We start from the raw sequence: 14,534 nt of genomic DNA, 5'->3' as shown, positions 1-14,534 counted from the left end.
TGCCGGGGCACCCCGCGTCGTACGCTGGGCGGCGACGGAAGGTCGCCCGATGACGGATGCCGCTGCGCTCATCTCCGCGCTCGAGTCGATGGCGAGCGAGGCCGAGCGCGACAAGTACCGCCGCTATTTCCCCGACGACGCCGGTGCGCCGTTCCTCGGCGTGCGGATGGGCGCCGTGTTCGACCTCGCGAAGACCGCCCTCGACCTCGACGTCGCCGAGCTCGAGCGGCTGCTCGACCGACCGCCGCACGAGGTGCGTGCGCTCGCGTGCAGCATCATGGGCAAGTCGGCGGCCCGTCCGCGCACGTCGGCAGCGCGCCGCGCCGAGCTGTTCGACCTGTACCTCCGCCGCCACGACCGCATCGACCAGTGGGACCTCGTCGACCTCGCGGCGCGCGACGTCGTCGGGGCGCACCTCATCGACCGCGATCGATCCCTGCTCGACCGGCTCGCGGCATCCGCGTTCTGGCCGGAGCGCCGCACGGCGATCGTGGCGACGAGCGCCTTCATCCGCCGCGGCGACATCGACGACGCCTTCCGCATCGCCGGGCTCCTCGCGCTCGACCCCGAGCCGCTCGTGCAGAAGGCGACCGGCTGGATGCTTCGCTACGCCGGCGACCGCGACCCGCGGCGCCTCACCGAGTTCGCCGAGCGGCATGCCGCGACGATGCCGCGCGTGGGCCTGCGCGCCGCGATCGAGCACCTGCCGAAGGAGGAACGGACGCGCATCCTCGCGATCCGGTGAGCACTCGCAGCGATCAGCCCAGCGCCTGCCGGTGCCGCCGCCGCGCACCCAGGTCGGCGACGCCGATGGAGAACGCGATCGCCAGGAACATGGCGACCGACAGCATGCCGATCGCGTACGCGTGGTGGTACACGTCGAGCGCGGGCTCGTCGCCCGATTCGCGGTAGATCGTCGAGTAGAAGAGCGACAGCGCCACCGCCGTGCCGATCGCGGTGCCGATGCGCTGGCCGAGCTGGCCGACCGATCCCGCGAGCCCGCCCTGCTTGACCGGGATGTCGGCGAGCGCGAGCGTCTGGTTCGGGGCGATGACGAATCCGCCGCCCGTGCCGGCGAGCACCATCGCCCCCGCCATGACCCACGGCGTCACCTCGGGCGGCGTGATGAGCGCCGCGAGCAGCAGCAGCCCGAACCCGACGAAGAGGGTGGCGATGCCGCCGACGACGAGCGGACGCCCGACCTGGTTGACGAGCCGGCCGCCGAGCCACGACGTGACGGCGCTCGCGAGCGCGAACCCGATCGTGACCATGCCCGCGAAGACCGGCGCGAGCCCGAGGCCCTGCTGCAGGTAGAGCGTCGTGAGGATGAACGACGACGGCATGGCCGCGAAGTACGCCGCGGCCAGCAGCGTGCCGTTGCGGTACGACGACACGCTGAACAACGCGAGCGACACGAGCGGATGCTTGCCGGATGCCGCGTAGCGCCGCTCCCACGCGACGAACGCGGTGAGCGCCATCACGAACACGACGAGGGTCCACCACCGCGCGGGGTTGTCGCTCGGCGACCCCGTGGTGAAGAGGAACGGCCACATGAGCGAGACGACCGTGATGCCGAAGAGCACGAGTCCGACCGGGTCGAGCGACAGCGGCCTCGAGGAGCGATGCCGCGTCTTCGGCAGCAGCCAGATCACGAAGCCGAGCACGATGAGCGTGAGCGGCACGTTCATCCAGAAGATGCCGCGCCAGCCGTCGACGGGGCCGCCGATCGCGATCGCGAGGCCGCCGAGGGTGGGGCCGAACGCGGTCGCGATGCCGATGGTGGCGCCGAAGAGGCCGAACGCCCTGCCCCGCTCCGCCCCCTGGAAGAGCTCCTGGGCCAGGCCGATGACCTGCGGCATCTGGATGCCGGCGGCGACGCCCTGCAGGAGCCGGCCGACGAGGAGCCAGCCCGTCGTGGGCGCCAGGGCGCACATGAGGCTCGTGAGGGTGAACAGCGAGAGTCCGATGATGAAGAGGGCCTTGCGGCTGCGCTGGTCGCCGATGCGGCCGGCCGGCACGAGGGTGAGGCCGAACGTGAGCACGTACCCCGCGACGACGAGCTGCAGGTCGGTGGACGTCGATCCGAGGGCCGCCTCGATCGAGGGCAGCGCGACGTTGACCTTCGTGAGGTCGACGATGGTGAGGGCGGCGACCGAGACGCACACCCAGAAGGCACGCCAGCGCCGCGCCTGGGTGAGCGGGATCTCCCGCGTGAGCGGCTGCGACATCCCGGTCAGCCTACGCCGGGGCCGTCGAGCCGGAGTGCCGGGCGCGCGCGCCGCGCCACGGCCACGCGTCCGGCGACGTCACGGCTGGAGCCGTTCGAGGCTCCACCCGTCGTCGGCGCGGGTGAACACGAGCCGATCGTGCCGGCGCGACGTGCGCCCCTGCCAGAACTCGATGCGCTGCGGCACCAGGCGGAATCCGCCCCACCGCTCGGGCCGCGGCACGTCCTCGACGTGCGCGAAGCGCTGCTCCATCTCCGCGAACCGGTCGTCGAGCGCCTCGCGCGAGGCGATCGGATGCGACTGCTCGCTCGCCGCGCCCGCGATGCGCGATCCTCGGGGTCGCCCTGCCCAGTACGCGTCGGACTCCTCGGGCGGCACCGGGCGTGCCTCGCCCGTGACGATCACCTGGCGATGCAGCGGATACCACGGGAACACGAGCGTCGCCGCGGGGTGGGCGTGCAGCGCGCGACCCTTGCGCGAGCCGTGGTCGGTGTAGAACGTGAACCCGCGCCCGTCGACCCCGCGGAGCAGGACCGTGCGCGCCGACGGGATGCCGTCGGGGTCGATCGTGCCGAGCACCATCGCGTTCGGCTCGTACACGCCGCGCTCGTCGGCCTCGGCGAGCCACCTCGCGAACTGCTCGATCGGATCGGCGGCGAGGTCGGCCTCGACCAGTTGCTCCGCACCGTAGTCGGTGTGCCGGCCGAGCGCGTGCTCGAGTGGACGGTGGCGATCGGGGTCGACGGCATCGCTCATGCCACCAGCGTACGAGCGGAGGCGGCATCCGTCGCGCCGCGGCGCGGCGCCGGCGCGGACCACATGCCCGCTCGCCGCGCGGGCCGCGGGGCACTGGACGGGCGGAAGACTTTCGTGAGACACTGTGTATCATGAAATCGCTCGTCGGAGGACAGGCGACGCGCCCGTATCGCATGCGGGCTCGCCAGGAGGCGGTGGAGGAGACGCGCGAGCGGATCCTCGCTGCGGCCCACGGGCTCTGGATGGTGCGCCCCTACGACCAGGTCACGATCGGCGCCGTCGCCGAGGCCGCCGGCGTTTCGCGCCAGACCGTCATCCGGCAGTTCGGCACGAAGGACGAACTCGCGTTCGCCGTCGTCGATTGGCAGAAGCCGCACGAGGACGCCGTCCGCGCCGCCGAGCCGGGCGACGTGGGCGGCGCGATCGCGCGGCTCGTCGAACGCTACGAGACGATGGGCGACGCGAACGTGCGCGTGCTCGAGTTGGAGGGCCGCGTGCCCGCGATCGACTACCTCCTCGAGGTCTCGCGGGCCGGGCACCGCGCCTGGATCGAGCGCACCCTGCTCCCCGGGGTCGACGACGAGCAACTCGTGTTCGCCCTCTACGCGGCGACCGACGTCACGCTGTGGAAGCTCCTGCGCCGCGACCTCGGCCGATCGCAGGCGGACACCGAGGCCGTCATCCTCCGCCTCGTCCGCGGCGCGCTGGGCGAGGCATCCGACCGGAAGGAGCAGCACCCATGAGCCGCTATCTGTTCGCCCTGTGGGACGGCGGGGGCGCCGTGGCGCCCGAACTCGGGGTCGCGCGGCGGCTCATCGACCGCGGCGACGAGGTGCGCGTACTCGCCGACCCGACGCTGCGCGATGCGTCGCTCCGGATCGGCGCGACCTTCGCCCCGTGGGTCGCCGCGCCCCACCGAACCAGCGCGGACCCTGCGGAGGACCTCGTCAAGGACTGGGAGGTCACGAGTCCGTTCGAGGGCCTGCGGCGCATGCGCGATCGCCTCATCGGCGGACCGGCCGGCGCCGTTGCGGCCGACACCGCGGGACAGATCGCCGCATGGTCACCTGACGTGGTCGTCGCGGACTACTTCATGTTCGGCGCCATGATCGCCGCGCAGGCGGCCGGACTGCCGGTCGCCGCACTGGTGCCGAACATCTGGGCACTGCCCGTGCGCGGAGTGCCGCCGATCGCAGCGGGATTCCCGCTCGCGAAGGGGCCCGTCGGCCACGCCCGCGACGCGCTGCTCGTCGCCCTCGTGAACCGCGTCTTCGCGAAGGGGTTGCCGTCGCTGAACGCCGTGCGCGCCGAACACGGGCTGGCTCCCCTGACGTCGTTCTACGACCAGGTGCTCGGCGCCGACCGCATCATCGTGCTCACGAGCCCCGCATTCGACTATGCGGCGCCGTTCGTGCCGGCCAACGTCCGCTACGCCGGCCCGGTGCTGGACGACCCGGCCTGGGCCGAGCCGTGGACGTCCCCGTGGCCGAAGGGCGACCCGAGACCGCTCGTGCTCGTCGGACTCACCTCGACCTTCCAGGACCAGGCGGCGGTGCTCCAGCGCATCATCGATGCGCTCTCGGGCCTTCCGGTGCGCGCCGTGGTGACCACCGGGCCCATGCTCGACCCCGAGGAGCTCACCGCCTCGGACGATGTGCGCGTGGTGCGGTCGGCTCCGCACGGTCCGATCATCGAGCGCGCCGCCCTCGTCGTGACGCACTGCGGGCACGGCACGACGCTCAAGTCGCTGGCCGCCGGAGTGCCGATGGTGTGCATCCCCATGGGTCGCGATCAGGACGACACCGCCGCCCGCGTCGTGCACCATGGCGCCGGAGTGCGCCTCGCACCGACGGCGTCCGCCGAGGCGATCCGGTCGGCGATCACCGAGGTGCTGACGACGGACGGGTACCGGATCGCCGCGGCCCGGCTCGCGGTCGCGATCAACGCCGACATCGCGTCGAGCCCCCTCATCGCGGAACTCGACGAACTGGCCGACACCCCGGGGGCGACACACACTCCGGGCGTCGCGTGACCGGCATGCCCACCCGGCGATCGGCGGCGCGGGCGACGTTCACACCCCCTGACCGCGTCCCGCCGGCTCGAGGGGCGCTCCGGCGGCAGCGGGGTCCCAACCGGGTCGAGGCACCGACTCGATGAGGCGTCGCGTGTACGGATGCTGCGGCGCCGCGAGGATGGCTGCGGTCGAGCCGCCCTCCACGATGCGGCCGCGGTGCATGACCACCGTGTCCTCGCACACCCGGCGCACGACGGCGAGGTCGTGGCTGATGAAGAGCACCGTGAGCCCGCGATGCCGCCGGATCGACGCGACGAGGTCGAGCACCTGCGCCTGCACCGAGACATCCAGTGCGCTCGTCGCCTCATCGAGCACGAGCAGGTCGGGCTCGATCGCGAGGGCGCGTGCGATCGCCACGCGTTGGCGCTGGCCGCCCGAGAGCGTGCGCGGCCGGGCATCGGCATGGCGCTCTTCGAGCCCGACCTGGTCGAGCAGCCGCAGCACACGCGCCCGCGCGTCACGCGAGGTCGCGTGCGAGTGGAGGTGCAGTGCGTCCTCGATGGCACGGCCGACGCTCAGGCGGGGGTCGAGCGAGAGGTACGGGTCCTGGAACACCATCTGCACCGAGCGAGCGTGCGCGAGGCGCGCCGCACGCGAGGCGGGGAGGGACGTGCGGGCGCGGCCGTCGACGACGACCTCGCCCGCGTCGGCCGCCTCGAGGCCGACGAGGATGCGGGCGAGCGTCGACTTGCCGGACCCGGACTCCCCCACGACGCCGAGGGCGCCGCCGCGCTCGACGCGCAGCGAGACGTCGTCGACCGCGGTCACGGCCTCCCTGCCGCTGCGCCGGTAGGTCTTCGAGAGGCCCCGGATGTCCAGCAGCGCCTGCGGGGGCACGGGAGCCGCCTCGGCCCGCCGGTCCCCCGGCGGCCCGGCGACGGAACCCGCCCGGCCCGTGGCATCCGACCCGCCCTGGATCCGCTCGACGACGACGGCCGGCCCCACGGAGTCCCCGCCGGGAGCACCTGCGAGCGTGGGCGTCGCCGCGACGAGCCGTTTCGTGTACGCGGCCTGCGGGTTGCCGAAGACCTCGCGGGCGAGGCCCCGCTCCTCGACCCGCCCGCCGCTCAGCACGACGACCCGGTCGCACATCGCCGCGGCGAGGTTCAGGTCGTGGGTGATGAAGAGCACGCCCATGCCCCGGGTCTCGCGCTGCTCGAGGAGCACCGAGACGATGCCCGCCTGCGTCGTCACGTCGAGCGCGGCGGTGGGCTCGTCGCAGATCAGGAGCCGGGGCGAGCCGGTGAGCGCGCCGGCGATCATGACGCGCTGGAGCATGCCGCCGGACAGCTCGTGCGGGTACTGGCGCAGGTGCTCATCGGGGCGGGGCAGCCGCACCGACTCCATGAGCTCGACGGCCCGGCGCGTCGCGTCTCGCGCCGACCAGCCGCCGCAGACGCGCAGCGACTCGGTGAGGTGGTCGCCGATCGTGCGGGCCGGGTTGATGCTCGTGCGCGGATCCTGGAACACCATCGAGGCGCTCGTGCGCCGCAGGGCGAGGAGGTCGCGACGCGACGCACCGAGCACCTCCCGTCCGTCGACCCGGATGGACCCGGCTGTCGCGGCACGCGGGGGCAGGAGCCCGAGCACCGACCGGGCGGTGAGGGACTTGCCCGAGCCGGACTCGCCGACGAGGCCGACGGTCTCGCCCGCGGCGATCTCGAGGGAGACGCCGTGCAGCAGGCGCGTGCCGTCGTGCAGGTCGAGGGAGAGTTCGTCGATGCTGAGCAGCGTCATGCGGGTGCCCCGCCTCCGATCCGGTTCGAGTACTCCTCGCCGATGACGTTCACGGCGACGACCGCGAGCACGACGGCGGCGGCCGGCACGAGCGCCGGGAGGAAGTGGCCGCCGAGGATCCCGGCCTGGGCCTCGTTGATCATGGCGCCCCAGTCGGCCGCCGGCGCCTGCACGCCGAGCCCGAGGAAGGACAGCGCGGCGAGCTCGGCCAGGACGTAGCCGAAGTTGAGGGTGGACTGGGCGCCGACGATGGGCGTCACGTTGGGCAGCACCCGACGCGTGGCGATCCACGGCGGCGAGAACCCCTGCACCCGGTAGGCGGCCACGTACGGCCGCGACCGCTCGGCGACCACGAGCGAGCGAGTGAGCCTCGCCACGAAGGGCGCGTACGCGATGCTCATCGCGATCACCGGGGCCACGAGCCCCTTGCCGAAGAGCGCCACGGCGAGGATCGCGAGCAGCAGCGACGGGAACGCGAAGACGACGTCGAACAGGCGGCCGAGCACCGAGTCGAGCCATCCGCCGCGCCAGCCCGCGATGAGCCCGAGCACGATGCCGACGGCCGTCGAGATGACGACGACGGCGAGGGGGGCGAGCAGCGCCGTGCGTGCCCCGTGGATCGTGCGGCTCAGGAGGTCGCGGCCGAGCGCGTCGGTGCCGAGCCAGTGCGCTGCCGACGGGCCGGAGTAGAACGCCGCGAGGTCGACGGCGTCGGGGTCGTAGGGCGCGATGAGCGGTGCGAACGCCGCCGCCGCGACCATCACGCCGAGCACACCGACGCTCAGGCCGAAGGTGAGGTCGGCGCGCGCGGCGCGGGGCGCGCGCAGCACCGTGACCGCCATGGTGGGTGTCGTCATCGTGCACCGCCTCCTGCTGCTGCCCGGGGGTCGATCACGGGTTCGAGGATGTCGATCACCGCGTTCACGGCGACGAACGCGAAGACGATCAGCAGCACGATCGCCTGCACGACGGGGAAGTCGAGGCGGCTCACCGACTGCACGAGCAGCGAACCGACTCCGGCGAGCCCGAACGCCGACTCGACGATCGAGCTCGCGACCAGCAGTCCCGCGACGAGGAGTCCGCTGACGGTGAGGATCGGGCCGATCGAGTTGCGGAAGACATGCCGCCGGATCACGGTGCCGCGCCGCAGGCCGCGGCTCGTCGCCACCTCCACGTGCTCGCGACCGAGCTGGTCGACCATCGACGAGCGGGTGACCTTGCCGACGAGCACCACGAACACCAGCGCGAGGGCGGTCGACGGAAGGACCAAGTGGTACAGGGTGTCGATCCCGCCGTCGCCCGAGCCGAACGACGGGAACCACCCCAGCTGCACCGCGAACACGGCGATGAGCACGATCGCGCCGACGAACGACGGGATCGCACCGAGCGCCGTGAGCCCGATGAGGATCGAACGGTCGAGCACCCGACCCCGGTTGAGCGCCGCGATCGCGCCGGCCGCGAGGCCCACGATCGCGATCATGAGGCCGGCCATCACGACGAGGCCGAGCGTCACCGGCATGCGCTCGCCGATGACCGCACCGACGTCCTGCCGGTACTGGAGCGAGCGGCCGAAGTCGCCGTGCAGGACCCCGCCGATCCACGACAGGTACTGCTGCCACGGCGGCAGGTCGAGGCCGTACTGCGCGTTCACCGCAGCGACGGCCTCGGGGCTGGGCTTGCGCCCGCGGAGCAGGAAGCTGACGGGATCGCCCGGCACGAGGAACCGTGAGAAGAACACGAGCAGCGAGGCGAGGAACAGGGTGAGCAGCAGTCCGCCCAGCTTGCCGAGCACCCGGCGGAGGGCGCTCATCGCACGACCGCCGCTCCGCCGGCCGCCGCCCGAGCCGGCACCGGCCGCGGCCGGATGGACGCCACGACGCCCCTAGCGTGCGCCAATGGTCGCCGCCCAGGGGTAGTAGAGGAACGCGATCGAGGGCGCGACGCCCGTGATCCGGTCGTTCATCCACAGCGTCATCGGATTCTCGGCGAGCGGCAGCCACGGCAGCTCCGCGTTGGCGATGCGCTGCGCCTCGGCGGTCTGCTCCGAGCGCGCGGCCGCGTCATCCGTCGCGATCGCCTCGTTCACCACCCGGTCGAACTCGGGGTTCGACCAGTTGCCGTAATTGCTGAACTCGCCCGTGCGCAGCACGCTGTACATCTCGAGCGGGTCGGGGCTCGAGAGGTACCACTGCGTGAAGAAGAGGTCGATGCCCTCGCGCGCGGCCGGGTCGGAGAAGAGCGTCGTGTACGCGTTCGGCGTGAGCGTCTCGATGCGCGCCTGCAGGCCGATCGACTGGGCCGCCGCGACGGTCGCCTGCGCGATGACGGAGAAGTCGCTCGAGATCGGCGCCGTCGCGAACACGATCTCCTCGCCGGCCACGCCCGCGTCGTCGATGAGCTGCTTCGCGGCCGCGACGTCGTAGGGGTACTCCTCGAGTCCGTCGAACGCCGCCGTGACGGCGCTGTCGCTCGCCTCGACCCACACCGACTCGGTGGTGAGCGCGTTCGTCACCGCGCCGTAGCCCTGCGACGCCGCACGGATGAGGCCCTCGCGATCGATCGCCATGAGCAGCGCCTTCCGCACGTTCGGATCACCCAACGGCCCGTCGAGGTTGCTCACGATGAGGCTCGAGACGGCAGTGTTGAGACCGAAGAACACGTCGCCCGGGCCGGAGTCGCGGAGCTGGCCGATCGCGTCGACGGGGACCATCCAGCCGCCGTCGACCTCGCCCGACTTCCACGCGTTCACCCGCGCGTTGGGGTCGTTCATGAAGAGGAACTCGACCTCGCCGGCCTTCGCCCGCAGGCTCTCGTCCCAGTAGTCGTCGTAGCGCTCGAGCGTGATCCGCTCGCCCGGCTTCCACTCGGCGAGGCGGAACGGACCCGTGCAGTTGACGCCGCCCGTCGAGTTGCCGTAGTCGGCGCCGGCGGCCGCGAGCGTGGCGGCCGATTCCACCACGCCGGCCGAGCCGCCCATCGCGAGGTTGAACTGCGAGTCGGGCCCCGACTCGGTCACCGTGACCTCGCGCTCGCCCGTCTGCTCGATCGACACGACGTTCTGGTACACGGAGTACCACGACGAGCCGACTGCCGGGTCGAGGTGGCGGCGGAGCGACGCCACCACGTCGGCCGCGGTGAGCGGCGTGCCGTCGTGGAACGTGACGCCGTCGCGGATCGTGTAGACCCACGTCTCGGGCGTGGGGTGCGCGAACGCCTCGGCGAGTCCGGGCGCGAGCGTGTAGTCGGGGTTCAGCCGCAGCAGCGACTCGCAGATGTTCGAGAGCACCTGGTTGTCGGCGTAGTCGAACGCGTACGCGTAGTCGAGCGAGTACGGCTCCGCGTAGCTCGACCAGGTGAACGAGTCGATGTCGCCCGACGGCGCGGCCGTGGCATCCGTCAGCTCGAACTCGACGTCGGTTCCGGCGTCGGTCTCAGCTGCGGTGCAGCCGGTGAGCGCGAGGGCCGCGCCGAGGCCGGCGACGACGGCGAAGCGGATGCCGCGGGGCGAGCGCCGCCCGGCCGCGCCGGGGTGCGGTGCGTTCATGTTCGTCTCTCTCAATCGGGGTTCGGTGGGGGGATCAGGAGGTGCGGGAGTACACGCGTTCGCCCTCGACCCACGTCGAGACGACGGACGAGCGGTGGATCTCGTCGGCCGGCACCGAGAAGGGGTCGGGGTCGAGCACGACGAGGTTCGCGAGGTAGCCCTCGGCGATGCGCCCCGTGTCGTGGTCGCGGTGGCTGACGTAGGCCGAGCCCGAGGTGTACGCGGCCATGGCCGTCGCGAGGTCGAGGCACTGGCCGGCGCCGCCGAGGGGCTCGGTGTCGGCGCCGGGTGAACGGCGGTTGACCGCGATGTGGATCGCCTCGACGGGGTTCGCGCTCGAGACCGGCCAGTCGCTGCCCGCCGCGAGCCGTGCGCCGCTCCGGGCGAGCTCGCCGAACGGGTAGTGACGGTCGGCCGCGCCGTCCTCCAGGAACGGCAGGGTCAGCTCGTCGAGCTGCCGCTCGTGCTGCGCCCACAGCGCCTGCATGTTCGCGACGGCGGCGAGCGGCGCGAACCGAGCGGTGTCGCCCTCCGCGATGACCTGGAGGTGCGCGAGGTGGTGCCGACCGTCGGTGGCGCCGTTCGCCGCAGCGGCCGCCTCGACCGCGTCGAGCGCCTCGGCGACGGCTCGGTCGCCGAGGGCGTGGAAGTGCACCTGGAACCCGTTCGCGTCGAGCGCGGTGACGTAGTCGCGCAACCGTGCCGGATCGATGAACGACAACCCGGCGTTGCCGGTCTCATGCCCGTGGGCATCGCGGTACGGCGCCTTCATCGCGGCGGTCTGGTTCTCGGCGACGCCGTCGACCATGATCTTCACCGTGCCGAGCGAGAAGCGATCGGTGCGACCGAGCTCGGCGACGCGCTCGCGACGCGCCGACATCTCCGCGACCTGTTCGACGCCGCGGTCGCGCTCCCACCACTGGGCGCCGACGACGTGCACGCGCAGCGCTCCCTCGTCGAGCGCACGGAGGTAGCTCCGGAGGTTCTCGCGCACGCCCGCGAACGAGCCGATCATCGCGTCCTGCCAGCCGGTGATCCCGAGGCGCAGCAGTTCCTCCTGCGCGAGCAGGAGCCCCTGGTAGGCGAGCTCGTCGTCGACCGCGGGCCGCACGGCGTCGAACAGCTCGGACGCCCCCTCGTGGAAGGTGCCGGCGGGGCTGCCGTCGGGCTCGCGCTCGATGCGCCCGTCGGCCGGATCCGGGGTGTGCGGCCCGATGCCCGCAGCGCGGATCGCGGCGCTGTTCGCCCAGGCGCTGTGGTGGTCGCGGCTGAACAGCAGGACCGGGCGGTCGTCGACGACCGCGTCGAGGGCCTGCCGCGTGGGCGCACCGCCCGGGAAGTGGTCCATCGACCAGCCGCCGCCGACGATCCACTCGCGCGAGGGGTTCGCGGCCGCGTACTCGGCCACCATGAGCACCGCGGCGGCGGCGTCATCGGCACCCGTGAGGTTGCACAGCAGCATCTCCACGCCGGCGTTGATCGGGTGCACGTGGGCGTCCTGGAAGCCGGGACTGAGCAACGCGCCGTCGAGGTCGACGATCGTCGTCTCGGCGTCGAGGTGCGCGCGGGCGTCCGCCTCGGGCACCACGGCGGCGATCCGCCCGTGCTTCACGACCACGGCGCACCCCTGGAGCGGTTGGCCGGCACCCGTGAACACGGCACCGCCGGTGAAGAGCACATTCCCTGCAGCCAAGACACCCTCGTTTCGTCGTCGAACTCGATGACGCCACAGTAGGTGCCGGATGCCGCGAAGTCAACACTGTTGACAACAGCGTTGACAATGTCGTTGACAACAGCGTGGGCGTGGTGTTCGCTGGACTCGGAGCGGGGCAGCCGAGATATCGCGCGAGGTGGCACCATTGCTCCGAAGCCTGCAGTGGGCACGACGGCGACGCCGTGCAGCCACGCGCGGCACGAGGAACGAGGGGCGATGGCGACGGGAACGAAACGGGCCGAGCACGGCGGCAAGACGAACCTCGACCGCGCGACCATCGTCGCGGCCGCGCTGCGGCTCGCCGCCCGTCCGGGCACGATCGCGATCTCCGTGCGCGAGCTCGGCGCCGACCTCCGGTCCGATCCGACGGCCATCTACCGTCACTTCCGCAACAAGGAAGCCCTCATGCGGGCGCTCCTCGACGATGTCTTCGCGATGTCGCTCGCGCAGATCACGGCTCCCCGTGAGGACTGGCGCGGGCGGCTCACGCAGCTCGCGAGCTCGACACTCGACCTCTTCACCACGTACCCCGCGATCGCCGTCGAGGCGACCGTGCTCACGACCGACGGCCCAGCCGAGCTCGACATCGTCGAGCTCATGCTCGATGCGTTCTCACGTGCCGGTCTCTCCGGCGATGAGCTCGTGCGGCACTACGCACTGCTCTCCTCGCACGTGCTCTCGACCGCCGCGGGCATCGCGCGTGCGCGGAGCACCGACGCCGCGCGTTCGCGCGAGTTCGGGCTCTGGTTCGACGTCGGCACGCACGTCGACCCGGCCACGCATCCGCACGTCGCCGAAGCGGTCGCCCGATTGCGCGGTCTCACCGATCGCGACCTGTTCTTCAGCGGGGTCGAGTCGATCCTGCAGTCGGCCGAGCGCAGCGCGCACGCCGGCGACGTGCCCCGCAGCGCACGGGAATCCTGACCCGACCCGTTCGTCGCGGGGTGGACCTCAGGAGCCGGCGACGCGCGTGACGATGCGATGCACGTACGCCAGCTTCTCGGCGACCGGGGCGGAGATCCGGAACGGGTAGAGGTCGTCCTTGCCCATCGTGCGGTTCACCCGGTTGAACAGCAGGGAGAGCCAGTGCCAGTCGTCGAGCATCCGGTCGATCGGCTGCGCGGAGTAGTCCTCGAGCGGGACCACCGAGGCATCCGAGTGCCCGCTCACCCGCTCCGCGTCGAGCGTCACCCCGCCGCGGGCGGCGGTGGCGAGCGTTGCGGTGATGTGCAGGTAGTGCGCGAAGCACTCGGCGAAGTCCTCCCAGGGGTGCATGGTGGCGTACTCCGAGATGAAGGAGTCCGCCCAGCCCTCGGGGGCGCCGAAGCGGTAGTGACGGTCGATCGCATCCTGGTAGCTCGCCCGCTCATCGCCGAAGAGGGCCCGGCACTCCGCCCATGCGGCATCGGAGTCGACGAGGATGCCCTGGTAGTAGTGCCCGATCTCGTGCCGGAAGTGCCCGAGCATCGTGCGATAGGCCTCGCCCAGGCGCACGCGCACTCCCTCGCGGCGGTCGTCGAGCGTCTCGTTGAGATCGATCGTGATCACGCCGTTCGCGTGACCGATCATGACCGGCTCGCTCGGCGTGCCCGCGAGCAGGTCGAAGGCGAGACCGCCCTCCCGCTCGTAGTAGGGCGTGATGGGCAGCCCGAGGTACCGCAACTGCATGAGCAGGCGGCGCTTGTCGACCGCCGCATCGGCGAGTCGTTCGAGGTCCGCCGTCTCGTCGCTGGGCGGGCGCCGGCGGGTGAGCCGGCAGGAGAAGCACTGCGCACTGGGCTCGTCGCGGGGCGCGAGCCAGTTGCACCGCCAGTCGCGGTTCGAGCACGCCGCCCACGTGCGCCCGTCGATCTCCACCGTCTCGCCGTCGAGCACCCGGAACGACAGCGTGGGCGGATGGAAGCCCACCGGAGCGGAACAGACCGGACACTGCAGCGATTCGGCGAACACGGTCGACGCGCAGCGCTCGCAGGATTGGGGGGTCACGCGTCCATAGTGGCCCACTCCTGCGCCATCCGCGGCCGACGGCACGCGCAGCGGCGTATGGCGGTCGCCCGGCGCGGGCGGCCGGGCTGAGACCACGAAACCCCCGAGCCGTCGGGCTCGGGGGCTTCACTCGGTGGACCCAGGGGGATTCGAACCCCCGACCTTCTCATTGCGAACGAGACGCGCTACCAACTGCGCCATGGGCCCGAGCGACATCGACTCTACCATCCTCCACGGGGTGGTTCCGACCACTCCCACCTGGTGCCCTCGGCGTGGTGCGCGGCGCCCCTCAGACCGCGGTGCGGCGGCGGCGGAACACCGCGTCGAGGTCGTCGATGCCCGGTCGGCCGGCGTCGTCGACGATGCCCATGCGGGCGTACGGGCTCGCCGGCTCGGCGGCAGCGGGCCGCGCGGCATCCGTCGCCTGGGCTGCCTGACCGGCGGATGCCGCGGGCGCGGCCTGCGGCCGCAGCACCGGCACCGCCGGCTCGCGCC

12 protein-coding genes, 1 tRNA gene and 1 pseudogene are annotated in these 14,534 nt (G+C 72.3%); 4 read left to right on the top strand and 10 right to left on the bottom strand.

What is annotated here, in order from left to right; genetic code table 11:
- Positions 1-49: 49 nt before the first annotated feature.
- The gene (locus tag EDM22_RS15895; RefSeq protein ID WP_122938067.1) at positions 50-745 is read left to right on the top strand and encodes a DNA alkylation repair protein; all 696 of its coding nucleotides are present in this window, start codon (positions 50-52) and stop codon (positions 743-745) included.
- A 13-nt stretch (positions 746-758) separates the two neighbouring features.
- Here EDM22_RS15895 and EDM22_RS15890 read toward each other — a convergent pair whose 3' ends face one another.
- On the bottom strand, positions 759-2,228 hold the full coding sequence (locus tag EDM22_RS15890) for an MFS transporter (protein ID WP_122938066.1): 1,470 nt from the start codon (positions 2,226-2,228) through the stop codon (positions 759-761).
- Between the two features lie 78 nt (positions 2,229-2,306).
- Entirely contained in the window at positions 2,307-2,984 is a 678-nt protein-coding gene (gene pdxH / locus EDM22_RS15885; protein WP_122938065.1) for a pyridoxamine 5'-phosphate oxidase, read from the bottom strand.
- 131 nt (positions 2,985-3,115) lie between these two features.
- On the opposite strand from pdxH, the gene EDM22_RS15880 reads away from it, so the two are divergent.
- Complete coding sequence (locus EDM22_RS15880) at positions 3,116-3,727, top strand: TetR/AcrR family transcriptional regulator (protein WP_122938064.1); 612 nt, start codon at positions 3,116-3,118, stop codon at positions 3,725-3,727.
- Positions 3,724-5,016, top strand: coding sequence for a glycosyltransferase (locus EDM22_RS15875; RefSeq protein ID WP_122938063.1), 1,293 nt, complete (start codon positions 3,724-3,726; stop codon positions 5,014-5,016). The genes EDM22_RS15880 and EDM22_RS15875 overlap by 4 nt, the downstream gene beginning before the upstream one ends.
- A gap of 39 nt (positions 5,017-5,055) precedes the next feature.
- On the opposite strand, the gene EDM22_RS15870 is transcribed toward EDM22_RS15875, so the two are convergent.
- From EDM22_RS15870 to EDM22_RS15850, 5 genes are all read right to left on the bottom strand, one after another.
- Entirely contained in the window at positions 5,056-6,795 is a 1,740-nt protein-coding gene (locus tag EDM22_RS15870) for a dipeptide ABC transporter ATP-binding protein (RefSeq protein WP_122938062.1), read from the bottom strand.
- The gene (locus tag EDM22_RS15865; protein ID WP_122938061.1) at positions 6,792-7,652 is read right to left on the bottom strand and encodes an ABC transporter permease; all 861 of its coding nucleotides are present in this window, start codon (positions 7,650-7,652) and stop codon (positions 6,792-6,794) included. Before EDM22_RS15865 ends, EDM22_RS15870 begins: the two co-directional genes overlap by 4 nt.
- The gene (locus tag EDM22_RS15860) at positions 7,649-8,605 is read right to left on the bottom strand and encodes an ABC transporter permease (RefSeq protein ID WP_122938060.1); all 957 of its coding nucleotides are present in this window, start codon (positions 8,603-8,605) and stop codon (positions 7,649-7,651) included. The genes EDM22_RS15865 and EDM22_RS15860 overlap by 4 nt, the downstream gene beginning before the upstream one ends.
- 72 nt (positions 8,606-8,677) lie before the next feature.
- Positions 8,678-10,339, bottom strand: coding sequence for an ABC transporter substrate-binding protein (locus EDM22_RS15855; protein WP_122938059.1), 1,662 nt, complete (start codon positions 10,337-10,339; stop codon positions 8,678-8,680).
- Positions 10,340-10,373: 34 nt separating this feature from the next.
- Positions 10,374-12,032: an amidohydrolase gene (locus tag EDM22_RS15850; RefSeq protein WP_122938058.1), complete on the bottom strand. Its 1,659-nt coding sequence runs from the start codon at positions 12,030-12,032 to the stop codon at positions 10,374-10,376.
- Between the two features lie 237 nt (positions 12,033-12,269).
- On the opposite strand from EDM22_RS15850, the gene EDM22_RS15845 reads away from it, so the two are divergent.
- Positions 12,270-12,977, top strand: a complete 708-nt coding sequence (locus tag EDM22_RS15845) for a TetR/AcrR family transcriptional regulator (protein WP_122938057.1) — start codon at positions 12,270-12,272, stop codon at positions 12,975-12,977.
- 27 nt (positions 12,978-13,004) lie between these two features.
- Here the strand turns inward: EDM22_RS15845 and EDM22_RS15840 are convergent, their stop codons facing one another.
- The 3 genes and pseudogenes from EDM22_RS15840 to EDM22_RS19680 all read right to left on the bottom strand — a co-directional run.
- A complete protein-coding gene (locus EDM22_RS15840) occupies positions 13,005-14,039 on the bottom strand; it encodes a zinc-binding metallopeptidase family protein (RefSeq protein ID WP_122938056.1) in 1,035 nt (344 codons plus the stop codon).
- A 134-nt stretch (positions 14,040-14,173) separates the two neighbouring features.
- Positions 14,174-14,246 (bottom strand) — tRNA-Ala (locus tag EDM22_RS15835).
- 82 nt (positions 14,247-14,328) lie between these two features.
- Positions 14,329-14,534, bottom strand: a pseudogene (locus tag EDM22_RS19680) (hypothetical protein); the annotation flags it as partial.

It is taken from the genome of Agromyces tardus (assembly GCF_003710805.1).
GTDB lineage: Bacteria > Actinomycetota > Actinomycetes > Actinomycetales > Microbacteriaceae > Agromyces > Agromyces tardus.
The sequence above is the reverse complement of the archived record's forward strand: the minus strand, read 5'-3'. Positions and strand labels throughout refer to the sequence as shown.

What these genes read in the sequence shown, in the direction of transcription:
- EDM22_RS15845 (WP_122938057.1), top strand. Translation starts at nt 12,270, where the DNA reads ATGGCGACGGGAACGAAACGGGCCGAGCACGGCGGCAAGACGAACCTC.
- EDM22_RS15895 (WP_122938067.1), top strand. Translation starts at nt 50, where the DNA reads ATGACGGATGCCGCTGCGCTCATCTCCGCGCTCGAGTCGATGGCGAGC.
- pdxH (WP_122938065.1), bottom strand. Translation starts at nt 2,984, where the DNA reads ATGAGCGATGCCGTCGACCCCGATCGCCACCGTCCACTCGAGCACGCG.
- EDM22_RS15865 (WP_122938061.1), bottom strand. Translation starts at nt 7,652, where the DNA reads ATGACGACACCCACCATGGCGGTCACGGTGCTGCGCGCGCCCCGCGCC.
- EDM22_RS15875 (WP_122938063.1), top strand. Translation starts at nt 3,724, where the DNA reads ATGAGCCGCTATCTGTTCGCCCTGTGGGACGGCGGGGGCGCCGTGGCG.
- EDM22_RS15880 (WP_122938064.1), top strand. Translation starts at nt 3,116, where the DNA reads ATGAAATCGCTCGTCGGAGGACAGGCGACGCGCCCGTATCGCATGCGG.
- EDM22_RS15855 (WP_122938059.1), bottom strand. Translation starts at nt 10,339, where the DNA reads ATGAACGCACCGCACCCCGGCGCGGCCGGGCGGCGCTCGCCCCGCGGC.
- EDM22_RS15870 (WP_122938062.1), bottom strand. Translation starts at nt 6,795, where the DNA reads ATGACGCTGCTCAGCATCGACGAACTCTCCCTCGACCTGCACGACGGC.
- EDM22_RS15860 (WP_122938060.1), bottom strand. Translation starts at nt 8,605, where the DNA reads ATGAGCGCCCTCCGCCGGGTGCTCGGCAAGCTGGGCGGACTGCTGCTC.
- EDM22_RS15890 (WP_122938066.1), bottom strand. Translation starts at nt 2,228, where the DNA reads ATGTCGCAGCCGCTCACGCGGGAGATCCCGCTCACCCAGGCGCGGCGC.